Genomic DNA, 24,980 nt, shown 5'->3' with positions numbered 1-24,980 from the left:
CCTCTATAGTTTATTAAGTTGGTTGCTAAGGGCGTGGTGATCAAGCTTAGTCGCTAAAATGTCATGCAGTGGATAAGTACCTAGGACGGTAACCTCCGTAGCAACTGTTTTGAGTTCGCTAATCGCTGTTTTAATATTGATTTCATTAGCATTGCCTTCAAAATCAATATAAAACAATTCTTGCCAGGGCTTTGTAGGAATAGGGCGAGACTCTAGTTTAGTCATATTAATGCCATGACTTTTAAAAACTTGTAGGCAGTCGAGTAAGGCGCCTGGCTGTTGCGATGTTTGTAGCGTCAAAGTAGTCTTTGCGGGTACTGCGTTCGGAACATTAACTTCCTGATTAGCGATTAATAAAAAGCGAGTATAGTTTTCTTGGTAGTTATTAATTGCATAACTCAGTACTTCAAGGCCCGAACTTTCTGCTGCTTGCTCACTGGCTATAGCGGCAATACTTGGATTCTGATATTCAGCAACTAACTTCAGAGCGGAACTAGTGCTACTCCTGAAGTGGCTATTAATGTGAGGGTGCTGATTGAAAAAAGCTTTACACTGAGCAATAGCCTGAGGATGGGAATACACATCCTTAATAGTTTCTAGGCTCGCACCTTTGGGTGCTACTAGGCAGTGTTTTACTTTGAGCTTTTCTTCCCCAACAATTTTGAGCTGGTATTGCAGAAGCAGATCGTACACTTCCGTGATATTGCCTGCCGTTGTATTTTCGATGGGGACTATCCCGATGTCTGCTCTTTTAGCGTCTATCGATTTAAAAATTGATAGGAAATTAGGGCAGAACTCAGGTGTGAAGCGTCGCTTCTTTGTTGCAAAATGTTGTTGCGCTGCTATATGACTGTATGAGTCAGGCTCTCCCAATACAGCAAGTGTTAGGGGCTCAAGCGACTCTTGGGCGCAGTTTTCAAGAAAAAAATCATACTGACTTCTCACAGAGTCTTCTATGATGTTATGAAAAAGGCTTAGCGTCACGCTCGGCTCAATCCCAAGTGCCTGGCCCTTTTTCGTTAGATTGCTGAGAAGATTCTTTTCTTGTGCCTGATCGCGGACTTTTTTTCCCGTGGCTAATTTATTGTTGGCTACTTTTAAGCTGAGCTTTCTTCTTTCGGCAAAGATTCTTAATAAGTCCTCGTCTAACTGACCGATTGATTGACGTAAATCGTTAAGTTGCTCGTAGTAATTATTTGAGTTTTTTTGCGCCTCTTTCATAGTCTGTCCTGTAATCTTTATTGCACCAGTAATTTGTTTAAGCAAAAAAAAAACCTCCCAGTTGGGAGGTTTTTAGCATGACGGTTATCTTTTACTTTCTAGCAGATGAACGCAGCTCCTCCCAAGGGTTTGGAGTAAAAAAGTAAAAGTAATATTGCTTCGCTGTGTTTTTCATGATTTTCATAGTAACCCCAGTAATTAATATAAATCAACATATATATGCAGATATCCTCATAAAAGGACCTATTAATTTTCTAGGGCTGTAAATGGTTAGCGAATGGATGTATCCTTAGCGCATATTGATATCGGCACACATACGCCTGGTGAAACTATGATTTATTTCTATTACATTGCTTCTTTTATTACACTGGTGCTAGCTATTTACGCTTGTTACTTGTTGATAAAGCTTAAGAAACAAAAAGCGTCGTTAGCATCTAGTAAAAGTGATTTTGAGCTGAAGGAGCATGATAAAGTCGCTTCAGTTGTCGATAGCATCAGCTCTATTTCTAAAGCCATGCAACAAGAGCAATGTCCAACGATTGAGGGTTGTATTCGTCTAAAAGTCTTAATTGATCAGTTAAGGTTAGATGATCTTAGTCGCAAGCCTTTTGAAGTTTTCTACACGGTTTATGATAAAACGTCGCATATCCCGACCCATGAAGCATGGGGTAAATTAGAGAAACGTCAAAAAATGGCATATACGCTTGAAATGAATAAGATCGAAGTAGAACACCAGGAAGAGATTAAAAAGGCGGTTGATACAACCGTTGAAAAGTTTTCAAAAGCCAAAGAGCCGTTGTATACAAATATTGGCTCTTCTTAAATAAGAAATGGCGCACCCGACAGGAGTCGAACCTGTGGCCTTCGCCTCCGGAGGGCGACGCTCTATCCAACTGAGCTACGGGTGCGTTTTTTTACTCTATCTAACTATTTAATTTAATACTTGCTTATGGACTCTTGGAGCTTCGCTCCAATCCAACTGTACCCTATCTCCTGCGGAGAAGGGGCAGACCCAGCTACGGGTGCAAAATTGTAATACTATTCTAACTATTTGAGCTACTACTTGCTGGGGAATCCTGGAGCTTAGCTCCAATCCAACTGTACCCTATCTCCTTCAGAGAAGGGGCAGACCCAGCTACGGGTGCTAAATTGTAATACTATTCTAACTATTTCAGCTACGGGTACGTGTTTTAAACCTTACCTGTAACCTGTAATAAGCTTGCTGTGATAGTCTATTATCGCAATTGCTCAAAGCGCGGTATTTTGACAAGTCTTTCTTTCTTAATCAAGCTAAAAAGCGCAGGGTGCCTTTGCTGTTACAGCTTGCCCAGTCTTGGGATCTTTTATGGTTAATGATTCAGCATGCAGTAACAACCGTGGGGCTTTGCTTTCGGAGCCATCTTTCGAATATAAATTACAACCAAGAATAGGATGTCCAAGCTCTAGGCAGTGTAAACGGAGCTGGTGGCTTCGGCCTGTAATTGGCGTTAACTTGAGCTTAGTTTGGTTTTTTTCGACATTTCTTTCAAGAACTTCCCATTCGGTCACTGCTTTTTTACCAACCTCGAAGTCTATTTTTTGCTTCGGTCGGTTTGGCCAATCGGCAATCATCGGTTTATCAATGATGCCGTTGTCCTCGGCTACGATACCGTCTACTACCGCGATGTAATGTTTCTGCGTTTCACGATGTTCGAATTGTCTGCTGATTTCACGGTGAGCCATTTTGCTTAATGCCACAACCATGATGCCCGAAGTTGCCATGTCGAGTCTATGCACCACAGTAGCTGTGTTTGACTTAGGATGTTGCTGTAACCGTGTAATGAGGCAGTCTTTATTTTCTTCATGGCGGCCAGGGATGGTCAATAAACCAGCAGGTTTTGCCACGAATAGAAAGTTTTTATTAGGCTTGATGATCCGAACTGGCGCCGCGCAAAAAGGGACAATATGGTAGTCTTTGTTGGACATGTTATGCCTTTTTCTGCAATGGCTTTCGCGCAACCATGAAGGCGCGCTTTGGAGCTGGATAGCCTTCGATAGTTAAGTTTTTGTCTTGTGGATCGAGATAGTGTTCTAAGGACTGAAAAGTCATCCAATCCGTAGCACGCTGCTCTTCAGTACTGGTAGTGGAGACATTTGCTACTTGAACGTCTTCTAGGCCACATTTCCTCATCCAGTTTTTCAACATTCCAGTAGTTGGAATAAACCACACATTATTCATCTGTGCGTAGCGATCTCGTGGGATTAAACACTGATCATCCTCACCATCAACCACTAGGGTTTCTAGTACTAGCTCGCCACCCGGTTTCAACAGGTTTTTGAGGTGCAAAATATGATCGATAGGGGAGCGTCTGTGGTATAACACGCCCATCGAGAAAATCGTATCAAAGCCTTGTCTATCAAGGTTTTGAGGCATGTACTCTAGGCCAATCGGTAAATAATGCACCGGGTAGTCGGAAAGGTATTTTTGCATGATGGCAAACTGCATTAAGAACAGTTGCGAAGGGTCAATGCCAAGCACCAGTTTCGGGTTTTGGGCCGCCATACGCCAACAGTGATAACCATTACCGCAGCCTACGTCTAATACGATTTTGTCGTCTAGAGGACTAATATGGTTTTTGATGCGATCCCACTTCCAGTCCGAACGCCATTCGGTGTCGATATGCTGGCCGAATAAATGATAGGGACCTTTTCTCCAAGGGTGGAATTGTTTTAGCAAATGCTCTAGCTGTTCAAACTCCGTATCCGACAACTGCGAACGACTACCTATCGAAACCTTATTCGTAATGTCGATTTGATCAGGAGTAATATCAGGCAGCTTCTTTATAAGCTCTATCCACTGGGAAATATTGCCGTGGGTATAGTCAGCCATACGTTTGTGAACGGCTTTTTTAAAACCTTCAACCCAAGGGTGTAGGCGTGTATTGGCTATGGCATCGTAAGTATCATTAAAACTAAACATAAGGGCTCAAATCTATTTTACGGCTATAAAGGAAGCGAAGTTATAATGTTGAAACCAAGTATCGTATTGGCTAAATCCAGACTTTTGGAAACGCGTGTAATGTTGCTCGCGCGTGTCAGGAATTAGAACATTTTCTAAAGCAGCACGCTTTTGGGCAATCTCCATGTCGCTGTAGCCATTTTGCTTCTTAAAATCATGATGAATATCAATAATATGGGCATCCAACTCATCAGAACTCATGGTGAGCTTTTCTGACAATACCAAAACACCGTTTTTGTTGAGCCCTTGGTGGATCTTTTGCAGAAGTTGTAAGCGTTGGCCTCGAGGCAGAAACTGTAAGGTGAAGTTCAGCACAACCAAACTCGCGTTCTCGAATGTGAGATCATTAATGTCAGCCTCAATCACATCTACCCGCATATCAAAGTTATAGCCAGACTGTATCAGTCGGCAACGCTCAATCATGGCGCTGGAGTTATCGACGGCAATTACCTTACAGCTGGAGTCGTTCACTGACTGGCGAATGGCTAATGTCGCTGCCCCTAAGGAGCAGCCGAGATCATAAATATTAGTATTTGGATGGACATATTTTTTGGCGATTTGGCCGATACCATCAATAATAGCAGTATATCCAGGTACCGAGCGCTTTATCATGTCCGGAAAGACTTCGACTACCTTGTGATCAAAGCTAAAAGAACTTACTTCTTCAAGCGGAGTTGCATAGATATTGTCTGATTTACTCATATTCGTCAGCTAGTTGCTTAGTTGCTCTACACCAAAAACGTAATTCTACTATAATAAGAACTAGTTACCATGATTTATTCGAAAGTAAGGCCCACTATGGATTCTATTGAAGCCGTGAGAAAGAAGATCGACCATCTTGATGAGCAAATTGTTCAGCTAATTGAGCAAAGAGCCGATTTAGTCAATTCTTTAATAAAGCTAAAACAGGAGCAGGGCGTAGCCGTTCGGGTTCCGGAACGAGAAAGAGAAGTTGTGGCTCAGTTACACCAACGTCATGGCGACCATTTTACGCTAGAAGAGTTGCAGTCGATTTATCAGCCGATATTCGATGCTTGTGTCCGTATACAGCTAACTGATTGATATACGTAGATAAGATATAAAAAAGCCCCCTAAAAAAGGGGGCTAAAAATTGCGTCTCAAAATGAGAAGGAGATATTTTGAGATGCGAACATACGGTTAGGGGGTAGTTAACCGTTATGCTCATGCGTACTTTAAATCAGGCGAATTTTTTTTGCTAGATGCCAATTGTAACGGTTTGTAACAATCGTGACGTACATTTACCAAATTGATGGATTATCCTAACTAGACCTAAGTCACAATTTTTACTATCCTAGCTTAAATTTTTAACTCAGAGTAATTGTATGAAAAATATACTGTTTTTCATGGGTTTGGCTTTGTTTGCATCAGTTGGGGCTGGCACCAGTCACGCTGCTGAAAACAAAGGTTTAACTCTTGAAGATATTGCAAAGATTGAATCTGTAACTTCGGCCCAAGTTTCACCTGATGGCAAGTGGATTGCTTATACACAAAGTAAAAAGCGTAAGCCCTATGTTGATGATGATGGGCCAGCTTGGTCAGAGTTGTATGTAAAGCCTGTTGGCAAAGAAGCTAAGCCATTTATCGTAGGCGAAGTGAATATTGGATCGGTTCGTTGGTCGAGTGACAGTAGCCATATTTATTACATCGCTATGCGAAATGCGGATACATTTGCTGGTGTTTACAGTATTCCAGTCGATGGTGGTGAGTCGCAAAAGGTTGTTAGCATTAAAAGTAACATCATGAGCTACACCCTAAACAAAGACGGCGACAAGTTAGTATTCATCGCCCGTGATGCAGCTCCAGAACACACTGAAAAGCTCGTTCAAAAAGGCTTCCAAGCGAAAGTATACGAAGAAGATGTTGCTGATGTTAAAGCTTGGTTAGTCAATCTTAATGACAAAGATGCTGAGCCTAAGAAGCTTGATATTGATGGGGCAGTTATTAGTGCAAAGTTTAGTCCAGTCAATGATCAGCTTTTAGTTCAAACGTCACCATCACCGCGTATCGATGATGTTTACATGAAGAAGTCGCTTCAAGTTGTTGATCTAAAAGGTAATGTGGTTGCTAAATTCAAAACTGAAGGTAAGCAAGGCAAAGCCATCTGGTCAACGGATGGTCAGCACATTGCTTTCCTTGGCGCGAATGACTACAACGACCCAACAGCTGGTGCTTTATACGTCGCAAGCGTTAAAGATAAGACTGTTTCTAAGCGCGTGAGTAATGATGAAAGCCACGTCATGGATCTTGCTTGGCACAATGACGATATTATTTATATCGAACACAAAGGCCTAGAAAGTCGTGTGGTTAAAGCAGCGTTCATGCGTCGCATTGCATCGATGCCATTAGTTGATTATGGCAATGGAATTCAGCGCAGCTTGTCGGTAGCAAACAATGGCGCTGTATATGTTTTAGTTGATACAGCGAAGCATCCGCGTGAATTGTTCGCGATTACAGGCGCTGGTATGCAGCGTTTAACAAACACCAATCCTTGGTTAGACGATGTTCAGTTAGCTAAGCAAGAAGGTTTTGAGTACGAAGCTCGTGATGGCCTAAAAATTCAAGGTGTTCTCGTTTACCCATTGAATTATAAAAAAGGTAAGCGTTATCCAATGATTGCCTTTGTTCATGGTGGCCCTGAGTCACACCGCTCAAACGGTTGGAACACGCGCTATGCCGATCCAATTCAAGCTGTTGCGGCTAAAGGCTATTTCGCCTTTATCCCTAACTATCGTGGCAGCACAGGTCGCGGCGACGAATTTGCTCGTCTAGATCAGCACGCTTATGCAGATCCAGAGTTCACAGACATCCTAGACGGTAAACTGGCCTTAGTAGAAAAAGGCATGGTTGATGGCGATAAAGTTGGTATCACGGGCGGTTCATACGGTGGCTATGCTACGGCATGGTCTGCGACTAAGCTTTCTGAGCACTATGCAGCAGGCGTTATGTTCGTTGGTATCTCAAACCAACTGTCTAAGTTTGGTACGACAGACATTCCTAACGAAATGCACGCCGTACACGCTCGCGCATGGCCTTGGGACGATTATCAGTGGATGTTGGAAACAAGCCCGATTTATCACGTGAAAAATGCTAAAACGCCATTATTGATTATGCACGGTGACTCGGATACGCGTGTTCATCCGTCACAATCAATGGAGCTTTACCGTTATATTAAAACTTTAGGTCAAGCGCCGGTTCGCTTAGTTTTATACCCAGGCGAAGGTCACGGTAACCGTAAAGCGGCGGCGCAATACGATTATTCGCTTCGACTCGTTCGTTGGATGGATCATTACTTAAAAGGTGATGGGGGTGAGCCGCCTGCGTATGACTTAAAGCATGAGAAAAAGCTTAAAGAAGAGTCTGAGAAAGAAACTGAGAAGTAAGACATAAGATTTATGTGGCTAATTATTACTAGCCACCTGTCTTAAAGTGTTAATAAACTCCGCAATAGTGTCGTTATGATAGTATTGTGGAGTTTTTTATTGGGCAAATAAAACATGAGCATAGAACTATGGCAATTACGGATTTAAGCACTTTGTTGGAAAACTTGCAGCCAATTTTGGATGAGCAGGACTATGTTTTTTGCACGGTGACTGTTGTTTCAGATGGCCTTAAGCCTCTAGCAACGTTTAGAGAAGGCGAAGGCATCAGTTTAATTTGTCAGAAAGAAGAGGTTGAAGCATCGGGGCTGCCATACGACGGTATTTTTAAAAAGATAACGCTATCAGTGTACTCGAGCCTAGAAGCGGTCGGGCTAACAGCGGCTGTGTCTACAGCTTTAACCGAAGCTAACATTAGCGCCAATGTGGTCGCTGCCTACCATCATGATCATCTGTTTGTTCCTGCCGATAAAGCAGCAGAAGCGATGGGTATTCTTAAAGGGCTGGGTGATAAATCAGCTTAATGCTGATTATAGAGACTTCGATATTCAGAATGATAACCGCTGTCTATTGAGTGGACTTAATTAGACGGCCTTCTTTTGTCGATAGAAGTTGCCGCTGGTTAAAAAGTTTAAAATATATTGCTTAACCTTTCTTTTGTTCATAATAAATGTATGGCCATGGTTCACTGTGATTAGATCCTTCATCTCAGGCAGCTTCGTATTTTCTACAGAAACCTTGCCATCGTGGTCAGACTTAAAAACGTGATTAAACCAAGGATCGGAGGAGCTGGTGCCTGCAATAACACCGACCTCAACAGGTATGGGCTTCAAATTTTCGAGTAGGGGATTGTTGGTTTTATGCAACTGCTGCCCCGGCACTCCTGTTATCCACTTATACCAAAAATGCTCACGATACTTTTCAGCGACGTCTGAACCTTGGTTCGGTGGCGCTAGCATGACAATTCTGCCGAGTTTATTGATAGTATGCCTCGAAAGATAATAACGAACCAGAATTCCGCCTAGACTGTGAGTGACGAAGTGAACCTCCGATACTGAATGAGGGATATTGGCAAGCGCGGAATTGATGTAATGAATTGAAGAGCGTTCGACCTGAGAAACTGTTGATGGGTAGCTTTGGTTATATGTGAAGTAACCTTCAGCCTTGAGAAAACGCTCAAGACTTTTCATCGAGCGACTGCTTCGCCCCATGCCATGAATCAGTATAACCGCTTCTTTTTCCAATAGTTTCAGTCCCTTATCAATACATCTGGTCAGACGTCAGTGTATCAGCTTGGTTTTATTCGTCAAAGCGATAGTAAATCCAATTAAATGTTAACAATATTAATTATATCTCTCTAGTTTCGCCAAAATATTCGTATTCATGCTATTATCGCTGAATATCGTTCAGCTATTAGGTATTTAAATGCTAAAATCATCACCAGATAAGCTAGATGCTATGGATAAAAAAATTCTTAACTTGTTGCAGCAAGAGGGCCGTTTAAGTAACTCCGAGTTAGCTAAGCGGGTTAATCTTTCGCCACCGGCGAGCCATGCGCGAGTTAAGAGATTGGAGCAAGAAGGGTTCATTAGGCAATATGCCGCCTTGGTTGACCGCGAGCGTTTAGGCTTCGACAACCTCTGTTTTGTTGAGTTTAGCCTACAACTGCACAGCTCTGAACAAATCCAAGCCATCTTAGCCACAGTAAAATCTTGGCCTGAGGTACTCGAGTGTCACAACGTTACAGGTGAGTATGACTATCTGTTAAAAGTGGCGGTCGAAAACACTAGGGCTTTAGAAAGTTTTGTTTCGCAGAAGATGATTCCGTTAGAAGGGATCGCTAGGGTTCACACTAGCTTGGTCTTGAAGGAAGTCAAAAATACCAGCGCCATCATTCTCGCGGAATAGCTTTATAAATTACTCTAAGAGGTTTATGAGTCTATGAAGTCGTCGAATAAACAGTTTAAGCATTTAGAAACCCGCGCCATCCACTCTGGACGTGTGGGCGATCCTAGTTTCGGTTCTTTAGCTACGCCTATCCACCAAACATCAACTTTTATATTTGATAATGTTGAGCAGGGTGCGAACCGTTTTGCTGGAGAAGAGCAGGGCTATATCTATAGCCGTTTAGGGAATCCTACGGTAAGAGAGCTTGAGCAAAAAATGGCAGCGCTCGAAAATACCGAGGACGCGGCTGCATTCGGCTCTGGCATGGGGGCGGTTTCAGCGACTTTACTAGCGAATTTAAAGCAAGGAGATCACCTTGTCGCTTCTTCAGCGCTATATGGCTGTAGCTTCGCGCTAATCAATCACAAGTTCCCAGACTTTGGTATTGAGGTAACTTTTGTTGATATCACCGACGAGCAGGAAGTTGAGCAAGCGATCCAAGAAAATACAAAACTGATTTACTTTGAAACACCAATCAACCCAAATTTAGTTTGTGTTGATATGGCCAAAATCAGTGCTATCGCGAAACGTCATAACCTACTTACGATTATGGACAATACCTTTATGTCGCCTGTATTACAGCAACCTAGCGACTTCGGCATGGATTTAATTATTCATAGTGCGACCAAATATTTAAACGGTCATGGTGATGTTATTGGCGGTATTGTTTGTGGTAGCGAAGAGCAGATTGGCCATATAAAAATGACGACTCAAAAAGACATGGGAGCGACAATGAGCCCTAACGATGCTTGGTTGATTACTCGTGGCTTAAAAACCTTGTCGGTTCGTGTAGAGCGTCATTGTGATAACGCCGAGAAGGTTGCCGATTATCTAGCGTCACACTCTGATATCGAACAAGTTTATTACCCAGGCCTTAAAGACCACCCAGCAAATTACTTAATTGGCACTCAGATGAAACGTGCTGGTGGCGTTATTGCGTTTGAAGTTAAGGGCGGTTTTGATGATGCAGTGCGTTTCATGAATCAACTAGATTTGTGTCATATTGCGGTGAGTTTGGGTGACGCAGAAACCTTAATTCAACACCCAGCTTCGATGACACACTCGACTTATACGCCAGAAGAAAGGGCAGACGCTGGTATTAGCGAGACTTTGATCAGAATCTCTGTAGGCCTTGAGCATCCTGAGGATATCATTGCAGATCTTGAGCAGGCGCTCAAAAGAATGAAGATTAAAGCTGCTTAGAGATTTAATATTTATAAAAGCATTGAGCCTTTTACAAAAAATATTGAATAATAAAAAAAGCCCAGCATCAGCTGGGCTTTTTTGTACGTTTTATCTAGCGTTACAAGCTTATTTTGCTTGGAAACTACTGTCGATAACAACGCCTTCGTTATTAATGTCGAAGCTGCTTTTGATTACGCCATCAACATTTTTCATCTCTGAGAAAAGCTCTTTTTGTTGCTCAAGCATTTCTTTCTCACTACCGTAAGAATTATCAGCAGCTGAAGCCATCATTTGCTCAAGTAAGCCCATGTACTTTTTGAAGTCCATAGTGAATGACATGATGCCATTTTTCTCTAGGCTACCGTTGCTTTCAACGTTATCGATTAAACCATCAGTATTACCCATTAGCATTACTAGGTCGTTACCGCGAAGAGCAATTTTAGCGTCAGCGCCCATGCCTGATTGGATTGACTGTGGCTCACCACCGTCTTCAAGCTGTAACTGAGCTAGTTCTGGAGCATACATCCCCATAGACTTAAGCAAGTTCTGTGGCTTTTCAGCAGTAACCGTAATTAACATTTGGCTATCCTGCATAAATGCCATTGGGTTACGATCCATGTTCGCTAAAGCATCTTCTTTCATGTCAACGATGCTGAAACCAACACCTTTGATGCCAGCAAACATACCTGACATCATGCCAAGCATCATTGGGTTAGACTGACGTAAGCCCGCTTGCATTTCTACTAGTGGAGGACAAGTGAAGTCTTCTTTAGTTAAGCTTTCCCAAACAGTAGTGATTGTTGGAACTAGCTGATCCATATCTAGACCAATACCAAAGCTCATCACATAGTCATCTTTAGAAACGTTGTCAGAAATGTGGCCACGCATTTGACCTAATGTGTCTAAAAGATCTGCGTTAGCACCTTTAAGAACCATTTTGTAGCTAGCGTTGCTGCTATCGAACTTAGTATAGCCAGCAGAAAGGATAGGCCAGTTACCAGTTAAAGCTGTGAACTCAGCATTACAAGCTGGAGTCTGGATGTCCTGCATTTCGTTGCCAGCGCCATAAGCTACTTGAAGATCTTGTAAACTTTTACCAAAAGCGTTTGCGCTTGGGTTAGTAAGACCATCAACAATCGCAAGGTTGTCCATCATGAAGATTGAATAACCTAAGTAACCGTTATCAGAAGCTAGCTCATTCAATGCGCCGCCTTCTAAGATATTGGTAGCAGGCTTTTCGCTAAGAGTAACTTGTAAGTCTTTAGCATCTTCTAGCGCAGTGTTAACTGTAATGACGGCTTGGTTGTCGTTAATAGCGATAACCATTGTAGGAACTTGCTCGTCATGGTTGTCGAAGTTGTACTCACGATATTCAACACCATTAACAGTGTTCACTTTAGCGTTTACTGAGTGCTCTTTTTCAAGTGATGAAAGAAGGTTCGCAAAAGTATCAGAACCGTCTAGTTCCATACGCGCAACTGGAAGTACGCCTACAGTGTAGATAGCCATGTTAACTTCGTTGCGAAGGCCAAGCTCTTTCAACGATTTTGTTTTAACCGCAGTTAGGTACTTGTCGTATAGGCCAACCATGATGCGTGCTGCATCAGGAGCATCGCCAAGATCTGCTTTCAGTTCATTGATACCAGAACCCATCATTGCAGAAGTATCAAAGCCCATTTTGCTGCTCATTTCTAATGTTTTAGCAAAATCTAATGGCTCTACGCTCCCTGCAAAGAAAACAGTGTCAGCTGGTACATATTCCAAAACGGCATTTTCGCTAGGTAAAGAATTGCCACCCAGTAGATCGACTTTTCCTCCCTTAAAGAAATATACCCCGGCTGCAATAGCAACGGCTATTACAATAATAATTAGTAGTTTTTTCATGCTAATCCTTCTATGTAGTTGTGTTGGTGGCCTGTTAAAGCTTTGCGATTCGTTCTACCGGTATCAAATTCGACTTGCCACCAAAAGTAAATGGCAAAGCCCATCAGACCAGTGCAAATTATATGCTATGGAGAGTAATTGACCAATGAATTTTATGTGTCTATCACTTAGAATGGGTAATAAAATGTTTCAAAGGTATCAATTTATGAGCAATTCAGAACTTACTAAGACGCAAATTGTTGAAAAAGCGAACGATTTACTCTTACTTATTGAAAATCAAAAGGAATTTACTAAAGAAGAAACGCTAACTTTAGCCAAGCTTGAGTTGATTATAGAGTCTCGATTGTTCCAACAAGATGCCGAAGAGAAGCCAGAAGAGTATCTGATCGAGCGTTTTCAGGAGCGTTTGTATAACTTTGAGCGCGAATATCCGTCTTTAAGCAGCTTTATTCGTCGTATTTCAAACAGTTTAAGTAATATCGGTATCTAATTGATTTTATAAGAAATAGTATGGTTCGCGTTGTTAGAAACAGTGCGAGCCATTTACAATTTGTTACCCTAAAGCGCCTTTTTTCAGATTAATTCGCTAAACCTTTTCACTACTTTGCCTCATCTTAAATAGTGTACGAACCACTTAATTGATGAGGAATTCAGCATGAAACACCTATTAACAACGAGCCTAGTTGGCATTATGTTAACTCTCGGCAGTGCTAGCGGCATGGCACACTCTAATGATTTAGTTTGTGATGCCGACCTTGCTTATAACATTGATGTTAAAAATAACGAGCTAAGTTTTTCCACTCAGGGACAACAGAAGGTTTTAATCTTGGGGAAAGGGTCAACTCCTGCACAAGAACTGTATCTGGATGGTAATAAACAAGCCCTTAACGCCGAGCAGCAAACTTTGCTAAAAGAGTACAACCAACAAATTCGACAACTCTTACCTCAGGCTGCTGCAGTAGCCAACGAGGCAAGCGCGATTGCTGTGGATGCTGTGGCTAGCGTGACCTCGGCTTTGCTACATGACAACCCTGATAAAGCTAAAGAATTCACGGTTAAAGTCGAAAAGCTTTCAGCTGGTTTAAGTCAGCACATTAGCCAGAACCACCTTCGTCCTGAGGGTATTGTGGAATATATTGAAAGCTCAAACTTCGAAGCTGAGTTCGAAGCGCTAGTTGAAAGTGCCGTGGCTGACTTTATGGAAAACAATGTGGGCGAGATTGTTGCGGCAGCTTTAAGTGGTAACGAAGACAAGGTTAAAGCCTTCGAGCAGCGCATGGAGAAGTTTGGTCAGGAAATGGAACAGCAGTTTGAAGCTCGTGGCGAAGCGCTCGAAAAGCAAGCTGAGAAGTTGTGTCAGTTGGTACAAAGCATCGATCTTACGGAAGGTGAGCTAGTCAAAGCATTTGCTAAGTTTGACGAGTATCAGTTAATCACCGAATAACTGATTTCAAGTTTGCTCATTGAAGAGCGAGATCGCCACAGTCGCTATCGCTCCTTCGCGAAGACGAGGTTGGTTATTAGTTCGTCATTGAGAGGTCACGAAGTGGCCGTGGCAATCTCCTGAGATACTTACGAATATAGCTATCGCTACTGAATTGATTTGCGATGACGTGGGAGGGGTAATCACTGTGTAATTGATTGAGGTGGTTTATTGAAGAGCGAGATCGCCGCAGTCGCTATTGCTCCTTGGCGAAGACGAGGGGGATTATTACTTCGTCATTGCGAGGCCACGAAGTGGCCGTGGCAATCACCTGAGTCACATACGAGTTAGCTTTCACGACTGAGTTGTTTTGCGATGACGTAGGAGGGGTTAACCACTGTGTAATTGATTGAGGTGGTTTATTGAAGAGCGAGATCGCCGCAGTCGCTATTGCTCCTTCGCAAAGACGAGGGTTGGTTATTACTTCGTCATTGCGAGGCCACGAAGTGGCCGTGGCAATCTCCTGAGTCACATACGAGTTAGCTTTCACGACTGAGTTGTTTTGCGATGACGTAGGAGGGGTTAACCACTGTGTAATTGATTGAGGTGGTTTATTGAAGAACGAGATCGCCATAGTTGCTATTGGTCCTTCGCGAAGACGAGGGTTAGTTATTACTTCGTCATTGCGAGGCCCGAAGTGGCCGTGGCAATCTCTGTTAGGGGGCTGTGCTAGCACAAAGGACAAGAAGAGCAGGGAAGTTCAATTATCTACTAAAACTCATTATTCAGATAAAGTGCCAGCCAATAGGTTATGTTTAATCGTTAAAAAGATTGATTGAAATATAGACAGCTCATAAAAGCAGTTATAAGCTGTCTACAAACAAAATGACAAGGATTTACTTATGACCTTTATAACGAGCTCTCTTTCTGGGGTAGCGCTGTGTGTTGCTTTGGCGCTTACGGGCTGTGATTCTTCTGATAAAAACGAAGAGGTAAACGGAAGCCCTGTCGTAGAGCAGTCGCAAGCTCAAAGTTCTAGCCAAACTAGCGCGGATGTTTCTGAGGCAAGCAAAGAGCAAACCAATAGCGAGCAAAACGATGCCGTCGTAGAGCCACCTTTAGTCTTTAATATTTATAACAAAGAAGACACAGCGGGAACCTTAACCGTGGAGCAGGAAGGTCAAACCGTTAAGTCTAATCTTGAACTAGGTTGGAATAACAGGCGCGTTAACATTAACGAAACTGTGGTCGTTGGCGAAGATGGCTATGTCATCAGTCAAAATATAGAAGGCATCTCCGCTTTTGGTGCGCCGATCGATGAGAGCTTTACTCTAAAAGATGGTAAAGCCGAGTGGAAAAGCCTTAACGAGCAGGGCAGTGCACAAATTAAAGAGAGTAAATTTTATATTCCAAGTGACGGCACAGGCGTATCCTCAAACTTCTTAGTAAAAGCTTTACTCAATGACGAAGATAATAAAATTGAGCTGTTACCAAGCGGCACTGCGTCGCTAATTGAATTAGACACAGTCACGCTAACCAAAGGCGAAGAGCAAAAGACTGTGCGCTTAATTGGCGTTGTGGGGCTCGGTTTAACGCCTGACTTTGCTTGGTACGATGAAGACAATAACTTCTTTGCCTCCGATGATGGTGGCTGGTTTGGCGTTATCGCAAAAGGCTGGGGACGAAAGAACCTCGAAAAGCTTCAGGCAAGACAAAAAGAAGCTGATAATCAATATCTTAGAGACTTATCCCAGAAACTTACTCATGTTTCAGAAAAACCGATTCTAGTTACCAACGCTAATTATGTTGACGTGGAAAGCGGCACTTTGGTCGAGAATAAAGCCATTGTCGTGGTTGATGGCAAGATCGATAAAATTGTTGAGTCTTATGTGATAAAGCCGAGTGATGAATACACCGTCATTAACGCAACCGGCAAAACATTAATTCCAGGCTTATGGGATATGCACGGTCACTTGAGTAAGGGCGACGGCTTACTAAACATTCCAGCCGGTGTTACCAATGTTCGCGATATGGGCAATACTCATGACAATATTGTGGCCGTTGAGGAGTTAGCCGAAAGCGCAGTAATTATCGGTGGCGATGTTTATCGAGCTGGCTTTATGGATCGCGAAAGTCCTTACGCCATGAAGATGGGAAAAACAGTTTCCTCATTAGAAGAAGCGAAAAAAGCAGTCGATTGGTACGCTGAGCGCGGCTATATTCAGATAAAAACCTACAGCTCTATGGAGCCAGAGTGGGTTAAGCCATTGGCTGAGCATGTTCACAGCAAGGGAATGCGTTTGAGTGGTCACATTCCTGCCTTTATGACGGCGGAAGAAGCGGTCGATGCGGGCTTTGATGAAATCCAACATATCAACATGCTGTTTTTAAACTTCTTAGGTAAAGGTGTCGATACTCGTAAGCGACTACGCTTCTCGATGGTGGGCGAAAAAGCTCATGAGCTGGACCTTGAAAGTAAAGAGGTGAACGACTTTTTAGCCAAGCTTAAAGAAAAAGGCGTCGAAGTCGATCCAACCGTGTCGACTTTTAACAGCCTTTTTAGAAAAGGTGGCGTCATTGATCCTGAGATTGAAGCTGTCTATGAGCACCTACCGGCCAATATCGCGCGTCAGTTTACAAAACCCGTGATGGATATTAGCGCCGAGCAGCGCCCAGCTTACGATGCGTCGATGGAGGCGATGTCAGCAATGGTCAAGAAGCTACACGATAGCGGTGTGACAGTTGTTCCTGGAACTGATGCTATAGCTGGGTTCACGTTGCACCGTGAGCTGGAGCTCTATGCAGATGCAGGCATCTCTAATGCTGATGTTTTAAAACTCGCAACCCTTGGCTCCGCTGAAGTGGTCGGAAACGCTGAGAATGTGGGCTCTATCAAAGAGGGTAAGCAGGCAGACTTGGTGTTTGTCGATGGTAACCCTTTAGAAGATATCAGTAATCTGCGTAATATTTCTTTAGTCATTAAGGTACAGCGAATTTATAAGCCTGATGATATTTATGAAGCGATAGGTATTAAGCCGTTTGCCGATTCGATTGATTTCGAGCTTAACTAGTTACATCTGTTATATATTCAAACACCGGCATTCGCCGGTGTTTTTGTATGTGCGAACTGTGACAATTTTATGAAAGCTATTTACATCAATATGATTCTTATATACGATCATCCATATATTCAAATATAGCGATATTTTAAATCGTTGTTGGTACCAAATTATGATTAAGTCAACTGAGTTGTTTAAATGCCTGTCTGACGAAACGCGCCTAAAGACGTTACTGCTTATACGTCATGAAAAAGAGCTGTGTGTATGTGAGCTGACCGAGGCGCTGCAAGAGTCTCAGCCTAAAGTTTCGCGTCATTTAGCGCAACTGAAAAACCTAGGAGTAGTCGCTACTCGCAGGCAACGTCAATGGATTTATTACCGGCTCAATGAAGAGCTGTCTGACTGGGCATTGTCGGTATTGGACGTGACACTGACTGCTCAGGAAAACATGATTCAAACCTATTTAGACAACTTGGCGGCGATGGAAAATCGTCCCAGTTGTTGTGATTAACCGATTTTTGCGAGGAAAATGAGATGCCAATTAAAGTAGGTATTAATGGCTTTGGCCGTATGGGGCGCTTAACCCTGCGTGCGCTTTGGGGCTCACCAAACATTGATGTTTGCCTCATTAATGATCCGGCAGGAGGTGCTCATACCTTTGCCCACTTGCTCAATTTTGATTCAGTTCATGGTCGCTGGGAATATGAAGCGGAAGAGTCTGAGGGTGATATTGTTATCGGTGACTCTAAGATTGGATTTAGCCAAAACCGCTCGATACAGCAAACCGATTGGTCAACTTGTGATTTAGTGATAGAGGCTTCGGGGAAGTTTAAATCTCAAGAATCATTACAAGAGTATTTAACCCAAGGTGTTAAACGTGTCGTGGTCACGGCACCAGTTAAAGAAGAGGGCGTGCTGAATGTGGTTATGGGGGTTAATGATGACTTATATGACAAGTCAAAATACCCGATTGTTACAGCCGCTTCTTGTACCACAAACTGCTTAGCGCCAGCGGTAAAGGTAATCCATGAAAATCTTGGCATAAAACATGGCAGCATGACCACCATTCATGACATTACCAATACACAAACGATTCTCGATGCGGCGCATAAAGACTTACGTCGTGCGCGAGCCTGCGGTATGAACCTGATTCCGACTACGACAGGCTCAGCCACGGCGATTACGCATATCTTCCCTGAATTGAAAGGGAAGCTAAATGGCCATGCTGTGCGTGTTCCTTTAGCAAACGCATCGATTACAGACTGTGTGTTTGAGGTGGAAAAAGAAACGAGCGCCGAAGAAGTTAACGCCTTATTTAAAAAAGCAGCCGAGGGCGAGTTAAAAGATATTTTAGGTTATGAAGAGCGCCCATTGGTGTCGGTCGACTATAAAACTGATCCACGTTCGAGCATTGTCGATGCGCTGTCGACTATGGTGGTTAACGGTACTCAGGTAAAACTTTACTTGTGGTATGACAACGAGTGGGGCTACGCCAACCGTACGGCTGAGTTAGTAAATTTGGTTATAGAGAAGGGCGTGGCTTAATCGATGAGAACCTTAACCGGTCTGCTACAAAACTTATCGCCACAAGTTCGACAGTACATGGTGATTACTGGTAACTACTGGGCTTTTACCTTAACCGATGGTGCTTTGCGTATGCTGGTGGTGCTACATTTTCACCAGCTAGGTTATAGTCCTCTTCAAATCGCCATGTTGTTTTTGTTGTACGAATTTTTTGGTGTGGTGACAAACTTAATTGGTGGTTGGTTGGGCGCCCGAATTGGTTTGAACAAAACCATGAATATTGGCTTAGGACTGCAAATTTTAGCCCTAGGGTTATTGCTGATTCCTAGTGCCATGCTCACAGTTCCATGGGTTATGACGGCCCAAGCGATTTCCGGAGTCGCCAAAGATCTGAATAAGATGAGCGCTAAAAGTGCTATCAAAACCTTGGTCGCCAAAGATCAAAACAATCAGTTATACCGTTGGGTAGCGTTATTAACCGGCTCTAAAAACACCTTAAAGGGTGTGGGCTTTTTCCTAGGAGGTTTATTGCTGGCGCTAGTGGGCTTTAAAGGCGCCATTTTGGCCATGGTTTTGATGTTATTAACGGTCTGGACTTTCAGCCTAATTAAACTAAAGCAAGACTTGGGACGCAGTAAAGCAAAACCTAAGTTTTCACACATCTTCTCAAAAAGCTCGGCTATAAATTACTTATCAGCAGCGCGACTGTTTTTATTTGGCGCTCGTGATGTTTGGTTCGTGGTCGCTTTGCCAGTGTATTTAACGAGCCAGTTCGACTGGTCACACACTTATGTCGGCGCCTTTCTAGCGCTTTGGATAATCGGCTATGGCGTTATTCAAACCTTGGCACCGAAGATTACATCCCGCCAATCATCCGCGCCACCAACGGGGATGACAGCTTTCAATTGGGCATTAATTTTAGCGGTGACGCCATTATTCATTGCTGCCGCTTTGTATTTCAACTTATCGCCACAACTAGCATTGGTTATCGGCTTACTAATCTTCGGCATCATTTTTGCCATTAATTCATCACTTCACAGCTTTCTCATCGTCCAGATGGCGCGTGAGGACGGTGTATCGCTCGATGTCGGCTTTTATTACATGGCGAACGCCATGGGAAGATTGCTAGGAACGGTTTTATCAGGCTGGATTTATCAAGCGTACGGATTGATTTCATGCCTTATCGTCTCGGCGGCGTTTATTGTAGTGGCCGCCTTGTTGTCGCTACTTATTCCAAAACAATCATCTAACGAGCTTTCTAGCGCTTAAGCAGATAATAGTTGAGACGATCAAAAAAGCCCTCAAGTCGAGGGCTTTTGAATAGTGTCTTGAGGCTTACTTTTCTAGGTATTGAAGCTTGCCTTTTTTACCATCCCACTCTGCGGCATCAGGGAATGGATCTTTTTGTTCAGTAATATTTGGCCACTCTTCAGAGAGTTCAGCGTTTAGCTCGATGAAGTTTTCCATGCCTGCTGGAACATCATCTTCTTCAAAAATCGCTTCGGCAGGACACTCAGGTTCGCATAATGCACAGTCAATACACTCGTCTGGATTAATCACCAAAAAGTTTGGCCCTTCATAAAAACAGTCCACAGGACATACTTCCACGCAGTCGGTGTATTTACATTTAATGCAGTTTTCGGTAACTACGAACGCCATGAGTCTCTCCTAAATTGCGATTCTTGCTGATAACTCGATATCAGAATACCAGTAGCAGCGTTATTTTAGCGATTCTTTTAACTTATACAATAGTTCCAACGCTTCGCGAGGCGATAAATCGTCGGGAGTTATTGATTCTAACAATTCTAGTGCTTCGTTAGAGGCTGGTTCTGGCTCTTCTACATCCAGTAAATCAAGCTGTGGCATAACATCATTGTTTATTGAGCTTGAGGTTTCATGAGTACCGTTTTGCTCAAAATAACTTAGTAGAGCTTTTGCATTATGGATAACCGCTTTAGGTAATCCCGCAAGCTGTGCCACCTGAATACCATAGCTTTGGCTGGCTGGCCCTTCGGCGACTTGGTGTGAGAACACCAGTTTGGTAGCGCCAGTTTGTTTAGATTCGAACTCGCTTGCACCAAAATGCACATTGGCGCAGTCAGCCCATTCTTGGATCTGTTGTGTTAGCTCAAAGTAGTGAGTCGCGAATAATGTCAGCGAATTAAGCTTTTCATGAATATAGCGCATGGTAGCCGAGGCGAGGGCAAGGCCATCGAAGGTGCTAGTGCCACGACCAATTTCGTCGAGCAAAACTAAACTGTTGGCGGTAGCGTTATTCAGAATATTAGCCGTTTCCGACATCTCCACCATAAAGGTCGAGCGACCGCTAGCCAGATCATCCGACGCCCCGATTCGTGTAAAAATCCGATCGATAGGCCCTAGCTCAGCTGATTCTGCTGGCACGAAAGCGCCAGTATAAGCGAGCAGAGTAATTAATGCGGCTTGGCGCATATAGGTTGATTTACCGCCCATGTTCGGGCCCGTAATAATTAACGAGCGACGTTGTGGCGATAATTCTAAGCTATTCGGAATAAACGGCTCTTTGCTGTGGTATTCGACCACAGGGTGTCTACCAGCTGTAATTTTAATACCTGGCTTGTCGCTAAAAGTCGGGCGCGCTAGATTTAAGTTCTCAGCACGTTCGGCGAAACAGGCAAGCACATCGAGCTCGGCAATGGCGGTCGCTGTGTTTTGAATACTCGGCACGAACTCTTGTAACTGCTGAACCAACTCTTCATAAAGACGTTTTTCTAACGTTAGCGCACGCGTTTTACTGCTCAGCACCTTTTCTTCGTACTCTTTAAGCTCTGGTGTAATAAAGCGTTCGGCGTTTTTTAAGGTCTGACGACGAATGTATTCCGCAGGCGCCATATCGCTTTGTGCGCGTGAGATTTCAATATAAAAGCCATGCACACGGTTGTAGCCAACTTTAAGTGTATTAATACCACTGCGTTCTTTTTCACGCTGCTCAAGCTGGAGCATAAAGTCGCTAGCGTCATTGGCGAGATTTCTGAGTTCGTCGAGCTCTTGATGATAACCTTCGGCGATAACACCACCATCACGAATCACCATTGGCGGTTGTTCGATAATGGCTTTGTTCAGTAACTGTTGCACTTCTGGTAAAGGTTCAATCGAGTCGACCAACGACAAAGATACGTTTTGCTGACTTAAATAGTCTTTAATTTCTGCAGATTTGCCGAGTCCAATCTGAAGACGCTTCAAATCGCGAGGATTCGCGCTACCCAGCGCTAAGCGAGTAACGATACGCTCGATATCGGCAATTTCACTAAGGCTTGTTTGCAGTTCGCTATAAATTAAATCTGTTTTTAGCGCGGAAACTGCTTCCTGTCGCTTCTCAACAGAGACGTTTTTACTTAGCGGACTGTGCAACCAGCGCTTTAGTAAACGACCGCCCATCACCGTCTTGGTGCTATTCATGACTTCGAACAGGGTATTGTGCTGTTGGCCTTGGATATTTTCAGTGAGTTCAAGGTTTTTGCGAGTTGCAGGATCGAGTACCAAGTGATCGGTGTCGGAAAGACGCTGCAACATACGAATATGAGGCAGGGCGTTAAGCTGGGTTTTCTTGGCATAATCCAATACCACGCCAGCGGCAGAAACGGCCAAACGGTAATCTTCGCAACCGAATGAGGCTAAGCTTTTAACCTTAAAGTGTTCGAGGAGCTTGGTTAGATTCTGCTCGTAGTCAAACTCCCAGTCGGGTTGCCACTGAATCGAGCTTTTCACTAAATGGCTAAGGTTTTGCTGATTATCCGCTAATAACAGTTCCGCTGGTTTGACGCGATGTAGCTCGGCTTGTAACCCCAGTTCATCTTCAAACTCCGATAGCCAGAAGCGACCACTCGCCATGTCTAAGCAGGCGAGGCCAAAATGATTATTCTTCTTATAAACAGAGGCAAGTATGTTTTCCGATAGCGCGTCCAAAAGGTTTTCATCGTAGAGCGTACCTGGCGTCACAATTCGAACCACTTTACGCTCGACAGGCCCTTTGCTAGTCGCCGGATCGCCTACTTGCTCACAAATCGCCACCGACTCGCCAAGCTTTACGATTCGAGCCAAATAGGAGTCCACTGCATGAAAGGGCACGCCAGCCATAGGGATCGGCTCGCCCGCAGACGAACCACGCTTAGTTAGCGTAATGTCTAATAATTCCGCAGCGCGCTTGGCATCGTCATAAAACAGCTCATAAAAATCGCCCATGCGGTAAAACAACATGTATTCTTTATGATCCTGCTTTAAACGCCAATATTGGCGCATCATTGGGGTGTGGTGTTCGAGGTTCTGTGGTGCGGCTTCTTGTTTTGTCATGCTTGTAAGTTACATCTAAATTCTTATCAAAAGAAGTTGTTGGACTCTATGTGTCACAGCCGCTTTTTGCATAACCCTATATTTGTCATCCCGTGGCTTGACCACGGGATCCAGCGACTCTATTTTTTATTCTTAGAGGCTCTGGATTCCTCGGTCCCCCTAAAGGGATTCTCTTTGATCAAGCCGAGGAATGACGTATATTTATATTAAAGGATGCGTTGGTTTAGGCTGAACAATAAAGTAGTATATTAGCCCATAGCTTAACGGATTTGAGTCAAAAGAGGTAGACGAAGATTGCCTGAATTACAAAAAGAAATACACACATCAGAACTAGAAAGCTTATTAAAAGAACTCTCTAACCTATTAATAAAAAAGGATTTAATGCTCGTAACTGCTGAATCTTGCACTGGTGGACTCATCGCCGCAGCCTGCACAGATATTCCTGGTAGCTCGCAGTGGTTCGATCGCGCTTACATCACTTACAGCAACCAAGCGAAGCACGATATGGTCGATGTGCCAATGAAGCTTATCGAGCAACACGGCGCGGTTTCAAAAGAAGTCGTCGAAGCCATGGCGAGCGGTGCACATAACAAAGCAGGTGGTATAAATCGAATCGCCATATCCGTCAGCGGTATCGCCGGCCCCGACGGCGGAACACCAGGTAATCCCGTCGGCACCGTCTGGATGGGTTATGCCGATGACAAAGGCGTAAACAGTAAATTACTACAGCTTAAGGGATCTAGAGCCGAAATTCGCCACGAAACAGTAAAGCAATCAGTAGGTTTGGCCTTGACCTACCTCAAACGATAAATAGATAAATAATCCGTCATTGCGAGGAGCAGTATTACTGCGACGCGGCAATCTCATAAAGGTTAAGGCAAATTTATCTAGTTACTGTGCGTCACGATAAGGGAGGAAAATATATGACTACATTAATAATTATAGGAATGATTATTCTTTTAATAGCTGTTGTTCGAGCTAAGAACTCAAGTATCTCCAGGCGGCCTAATGCTCATTTGAAAGGGCCTGGAGCTTACGAGTTTGATATTGTAGGAGAGTCAAATTACCAGTCAGAACTTGAAGCGATTTGTGGTGGACGTAAAGAAGAAAGTGCTGAAGAGTATAGGGACGCTGTTTTAGTATTAGAAGATGACAACCCTTTTGACAATAAAGCAGTTCGGGTTGATATTGATGGCGTTACGGTTGGTTATCTCTCTAGAAAGGATGCTAGGTCTTATCGAAAGCAACTATCAGAAAAGGGGGCTACCAATTACATATGTAGCTGTAATGCCTTAATAGCTGGGGGGTGGGCTCGCTCGAAACAAGATCAAGGTCGGTTCGGAGTAAAACTAGACTTGCCAGTGGAATAATTTAGCCCGTCATTGCGAGGAGCTGTATCGCTGCGACGCGGCAATCTCTTTGAGAGATTACTTCGTCGCTTTGCTCCTCGTAATGACGGCTTTTTCTGCTCATTCACAAAACTTCTAAACCTCAAAAGCCTTTAAAATCACGCAGGGTTTATGGGCTCCTCCCGACTCACATTGATGAAACAAGGTCTTGAGACGGTCGCGGGCTTGTTGCATTTCTTCGATTTTTTCATCGAGTTCTTTAATTCTGGCGCTGGCGAGTTGTTGGGCACGTTCGTGATCGTGGCTGGTGTCGAGTGCTAAAAGCTCTTTGATTTCGTTAAGCGTGAAACCTGCTTTTTGGGCTTCTTTGATGAATTTTAGTCGTCGTAAGTCATCTTCGCTGTATTTTCTAAAGCCTTCAGTGTTGTTTGGAACCTTGATTAAGCCTTTGCGCTGATAATAGCGGACGGTTTCGACGCCAATATTCACTTCTCTGGCTAATTTTCCGATTGTTAACATGATTAAGCTCTAAGTTTTACTTAAGTTTAAGCTTTTTATTAAGCTGTATTTGAAACAGAGCGCTTGACTCCGTACCATGGTACAGAGTTTATAATGCGCTTATTGTTTAAATCAAGCTATACGCACAATTCATATTGAATGAAG

General features: G+C 43.5%; 23 protein-coding genes and 1 tRNA gene. 14 read left to right on the top strand and 10 right to left on the bottom strand.

Annotation, left to right across the window (positions count from 1 at the left end; translation table 11 throughout):
• Window positions 1-3: 3 nt before the first annotated feature.
• Window positions 4-1,266, bottom strand: coding sequence for a prephenate dehydratase (gene pheA, locus DL796_RS11165; RefSeq protein ID WP_227593068.1), 1,263 nt, complete (start codon window positions 1,264-1,266; stop codon window positions 4-6).
• 232 nt (window positions 1,267-1,498) lie between these two features.
• Here pheA and DL796_RS11160 point away from each other — a divergent pair, with 232 nt between their 5' ends.
• Window positions 1,499-2,044, top strand: coding sequence for a DUF2489 domain-containing protein (locus tag DL796_RS11160; RefSeq protein ID WP_227593067.1), 546 nt, complete (start codon window positions 1,499-1,501; stop codon window positions 2,042-2,044).
• Between the two features lie 8 nt (window positions 2,045-2,052).
• Here DL796_RS11160 and DL796_RS11155 read toward each other — a convergent pair.
• The 4 genes from DL796_RS11155 to cmoA all read right to left on the bottom strand — a co-directional run bounded on the left by DL796_RS11155 (window position 2,053) and on the right by cmoA (window position 4,921).
• Window positions 2,053-2,129, bottom strand: a tRNA-Arg gene (locus DL796_RS11155).
• A 382-nt stretch (window positions 2,130-2,511) separates the two neighbouring features.
• Window positions 2,512-3,186 carry a pseudouridine synthase gene (locus DL796_RS11150; RefSeq protein ID WP_110201771.1) on the bottom strand — a complete coding sequence of 225 codons (675 nt, stop codon included), beginning with the start codon at window positions 3,184-3,186 and terminating at the stop codon, window positions 2,512-2,514.
• 1 nt (window position 3,187) lies between these two features.
• Window positions 3,188-4,180 (bottom strand): tRNA 5-methoxyuridine(34)/uridine 5-oxyacetic acid(34) synthase CmoB, encoded by a 993-nt coding sequence (gene cmoB / locus DL796_RS11145; protein ID WP_110201770.1) that lies wholly within the window; start codon window positions 4,178-4,180, stop codon window positions 3,188-3,190.
• Between the two features lie 12 nt (window positions 4,181-4,192).
• A complete protein-coding gene (gene cmoA / locus DL796_RS11140; RefSeq protein ID WP_110201769.1) occupies window positions 4,193-4,921 on the bottom strand; it encodes a carboxy-S-adenosyl-L-methionine synthase CmoA in 729 nt (242 codons plus the stop codon).
• Between the two features lie 96 nt (window positions 4,922-5,017).
• Here cmoA and DL796_RS11135 point away from each other — a divergent pair, with 96 nt between their 5' ends.
• The 3 genes from DL796_RS11135 (at window position 5,018) to DL796_RS11125 (ending at window position 8,141) form a co-directional block, all read left to right on the top strand.
• Entirely contained in the window at window positions 5,018-5,281 is a 264-nt protein-coding gene (locus DL796_RS11135; RefSeq protein ID WP_170114256.1) for a chorismate mutase, read from the top strand.
• A gap of 281 nt (window positions 5,282-5,562) precedes the next feature.
• Window positions 5,563-7,620: a S9 family peptidase gene (locus tag DL796_RS11130; protein WP_110201767.1), complete on the top strand. Its 2,058-nt coding sequence runs from the start codon at window positions 5,563-5,565 to the stop codon at window positions 7,618-7,620.
• Window positions 7,621-7,748: 128 nt separating this feature from the next.
• Window positions 7,749-8,141, top strand: coding sequence for an ACT domain-containing protein (locus DL796_RS11125; RefSeq protein WP_110201766.1), 393 nt, complete (start codon window positions 7,749-7,751; stop codon window positions 8,139-8,141).
• Between the two features lie 60 nt (window positions 8,142-8,201).
• On the opposite strand, the gene DL796_RS11120 is transcribed toward DL796_RS11125, so the two are convergent.
• Window positions 8,202-8,861 carry an esterase/lipase family protein gene (locus DL796_RS11120; protein ID WP_227593066.1) on the bottom strand — a complete coding sequence of 220 codons (660 nt, stop codon included), beginning with the start codon at window positions 8,859-8,861 and terminating at the stop codon, window positions 8,202-8,204.
• 181 nt (window positions 8,862-9,042) lie between these two features.
• On the opposite strand from DL796_RS11120, the gene DL796_RS11115 reads away from it, so the two are divergent.
• Together DL796_RS11115 and megL are read left to right on the top strand one after the other, a co-directional pair.
• Window positions 9,043-9,525, top strand: a complete 483-nt coding sequence (locus tag DL796_RS11115; protein WP_110201765.1) for an Lrp/AsnC family transcriptional regulator — start codon at window positions 9,043-9,045, stop codon at window positions 9,523-9,525.
• Between the two features lie 33 nt (window positions 9,526-9,558).
• On the top strand, window positions 9,559-10,767 hold the full coding sequence (gene megL, locus DL796_RS11110; RefSeq protein WP_110201764.1) for a methionine gamma-lyase: 1,209 nt from the start codon (window positions 9,559-9,561) through the stop codon (window positions 10,765-10,767).
• A 108-nt stretch (window positions 10,768-10,875) separates the two neighbouring features.
• Here megL and DL796_RS11105 read toward each other — a convergent pair whose 3' ends face one another.
• Window positions 10,876-12,633 carry a hypothetical protein gene (locus DL796_RS11105; RefSeq protein WP_110201763.1) on the bottom strand — a complete coding sequence of 586 codons (1,758 nt, stop codon included), beginning with the start codon at window positions 12,631-12,633 and terminating at the stop codon, window positions 10,876-10,878.
• A 205-nt stretch (window positions 12,634-12,838) separates the two neighbouring features.
• Here DL796_RS11105 and DL796_RS11100 point away from each other — a divergent pair, with 205 nt between their 5' ends.
• The 6 genes from DL796_RS11100 to arsJ all read left to right on the top strand — a co-directional run bounded on the left by DL796_RS11100 (window position 12,839) and on the right by arsJ (window position 19,908).
• Complete coding sequence (locus DL796_RS11100) at window positions 12,839-13,123, top strand: DUF4404 family protein (protein WP_170114254.1); 285 nt, start codon at window positions 12,839-12,841, stop codon at window positions 13,121-13,123.
• Between the two features lie 165 nt (window positions 13,124-13,288).
• Window positions 13,289-14,077: a DUF2884 family protein gene (locus DL796_RS11095; protein WP_110201761.1), complete on the top strand. Its 789-nt coding sequence runs from the start codon at window positions 13,289-13,291 to the stop codon at window positions 14,075-14,077.
• Window positions 14,078-14,958: 881 nt separating this feature from the next.
• On the top strand, window positions 14,959-17,127 hold the full coding sequence (locus tag DL796_RS11090) for an amidohydrolase family protein (RefSeq protein ID WP_110201759.1): 2,169 nt from the start codon (window positions 14,959-14,961) through the stop codon (window positions 17,125-17,127).
• 160 nt (window positions 17,128-17,287) lie between these two features.
• Entirely contained in the window at window positions 17,288-17,626 is a 339-nt protein-coding gene (locus DL796_RS11085) for a metalloregulator ArsR/SmtB family transcription factor (RefSeq protein WP_110201758.1), read from the top strand.
• Window positions 17,627-17,649: 23 nt separating this feature from the next.
• Window positions 17,650-18,660 carry an ArsJ-associated glyceraldehyde-3-phosphate dehydrogenase gene (locus DL796_RS11080; RefSeq protein ID WP_110201757.1) on the top strand — a complete coding sequence of 337 codons (1,011 nt, stop codon included), beginning with the start codon at window positions 17,650-17,652 and terminating at the stop codon, window positions 18,658-18,660.
• Window positions 18,661-18,663: 3 nt separating this feature from the next.
• On the top strand, window positions 18,664-19,908 hold the full coding sequence (gene arsJ / locus DL796_RS11075; protein ID WP_110201756.1) for an organoarsenical effux MFS transporter ArsJ: 1,245 nt from the start codon (window positions 18,664-18,666) through the stop codon (window positions 19,906-19,908).
• A gap of 66 nt (window positions 19,909-19,974) precedes the next feature.
• On the opposite strand, the gene fdxA is transcribed toward arsJ, so the two are convergent.
• The gene (gene fdxA, locus DL796_RS11070) at window positions 19,975-20,298 is read right to left on the bottom strand and encodes a ferredoxin FdxA (RefSeq protein ID WP_110201755.1); all 324 of its coding nucleotides are present in this window, start codon (window positions 20,296-20,298) and stop codon (window positions 19,975-19,977) included.
• Between the two features lie 60 nt (window positions 20,299-20,358).
• Entirely contained in the window at window positions 20,359-22,968 is a 2,610-nt protein-coding gene (gene mutS / locus DL796_RS11065) for a DNA mismatch repair protein MutS (protein WP_110201754.1), read from the bottom strand.
• A 294-nt stretch (window positions 22,969-23,262) separates the two neighbouring features.
• On the opposite strand from mutS, the gene DL796_RS11060 reads away from it, so the two are divergent.
• On the top strand, window positions 23,263-23,778 hold the full coding sequence (locus tag DL796_RS11060; RefSeq protein WP_110201753.1) for a CinA family protein: 516 nt from the start codon (window positions 23,263-23,265) through the stop codon (window positions 23,776-23,778).
• Window positions 23,779-23,891: 113 nt separating this feature from the next.
• Window positions 23,892-24,338 (top strand): hypothetical protein, encoded by a 447-nt coding sequence (locus DL796_RS11055; protein WP_110201752.1) that lies wholly within the window; start codon window positions 23,892-23,894, stop codon window positions 24,336-24,338.
• 114 nt (window positions 24,339-24,452) lie between these two features.
• Here DL796_RS11055 and DL796_RS11050 read toward each other — a convergent pair whose 3' ends face one another.
• The gene (locus DL796_RS11050; protein ID WP_110201751.1) at window positions 24,453-24,836 is read right to left on the bottom strand and encodes a MerR family transcriptional regulator; all 384 of its coding nucleotides are present in this window, start codon (window positions 24,834-24,836) and stop codon (window positions 24,453-24,455) included.
• Window positions 24,837-24,980: the final 144 nt, after the last annotated feature.

The organism is Kangiella spongicola (assembly GCF_003194565.2).
GTDB lineage: Bacteria > Pseudomonadota > Gammaproteobacteria > Enterobacterales > Kangiellaceae > Kangiella > Kangiella spongicola.
Note: the sequence above shows the minus strand (reverse complement) of the source record. Positions and strands in the feature narration are given on the sequence as shown.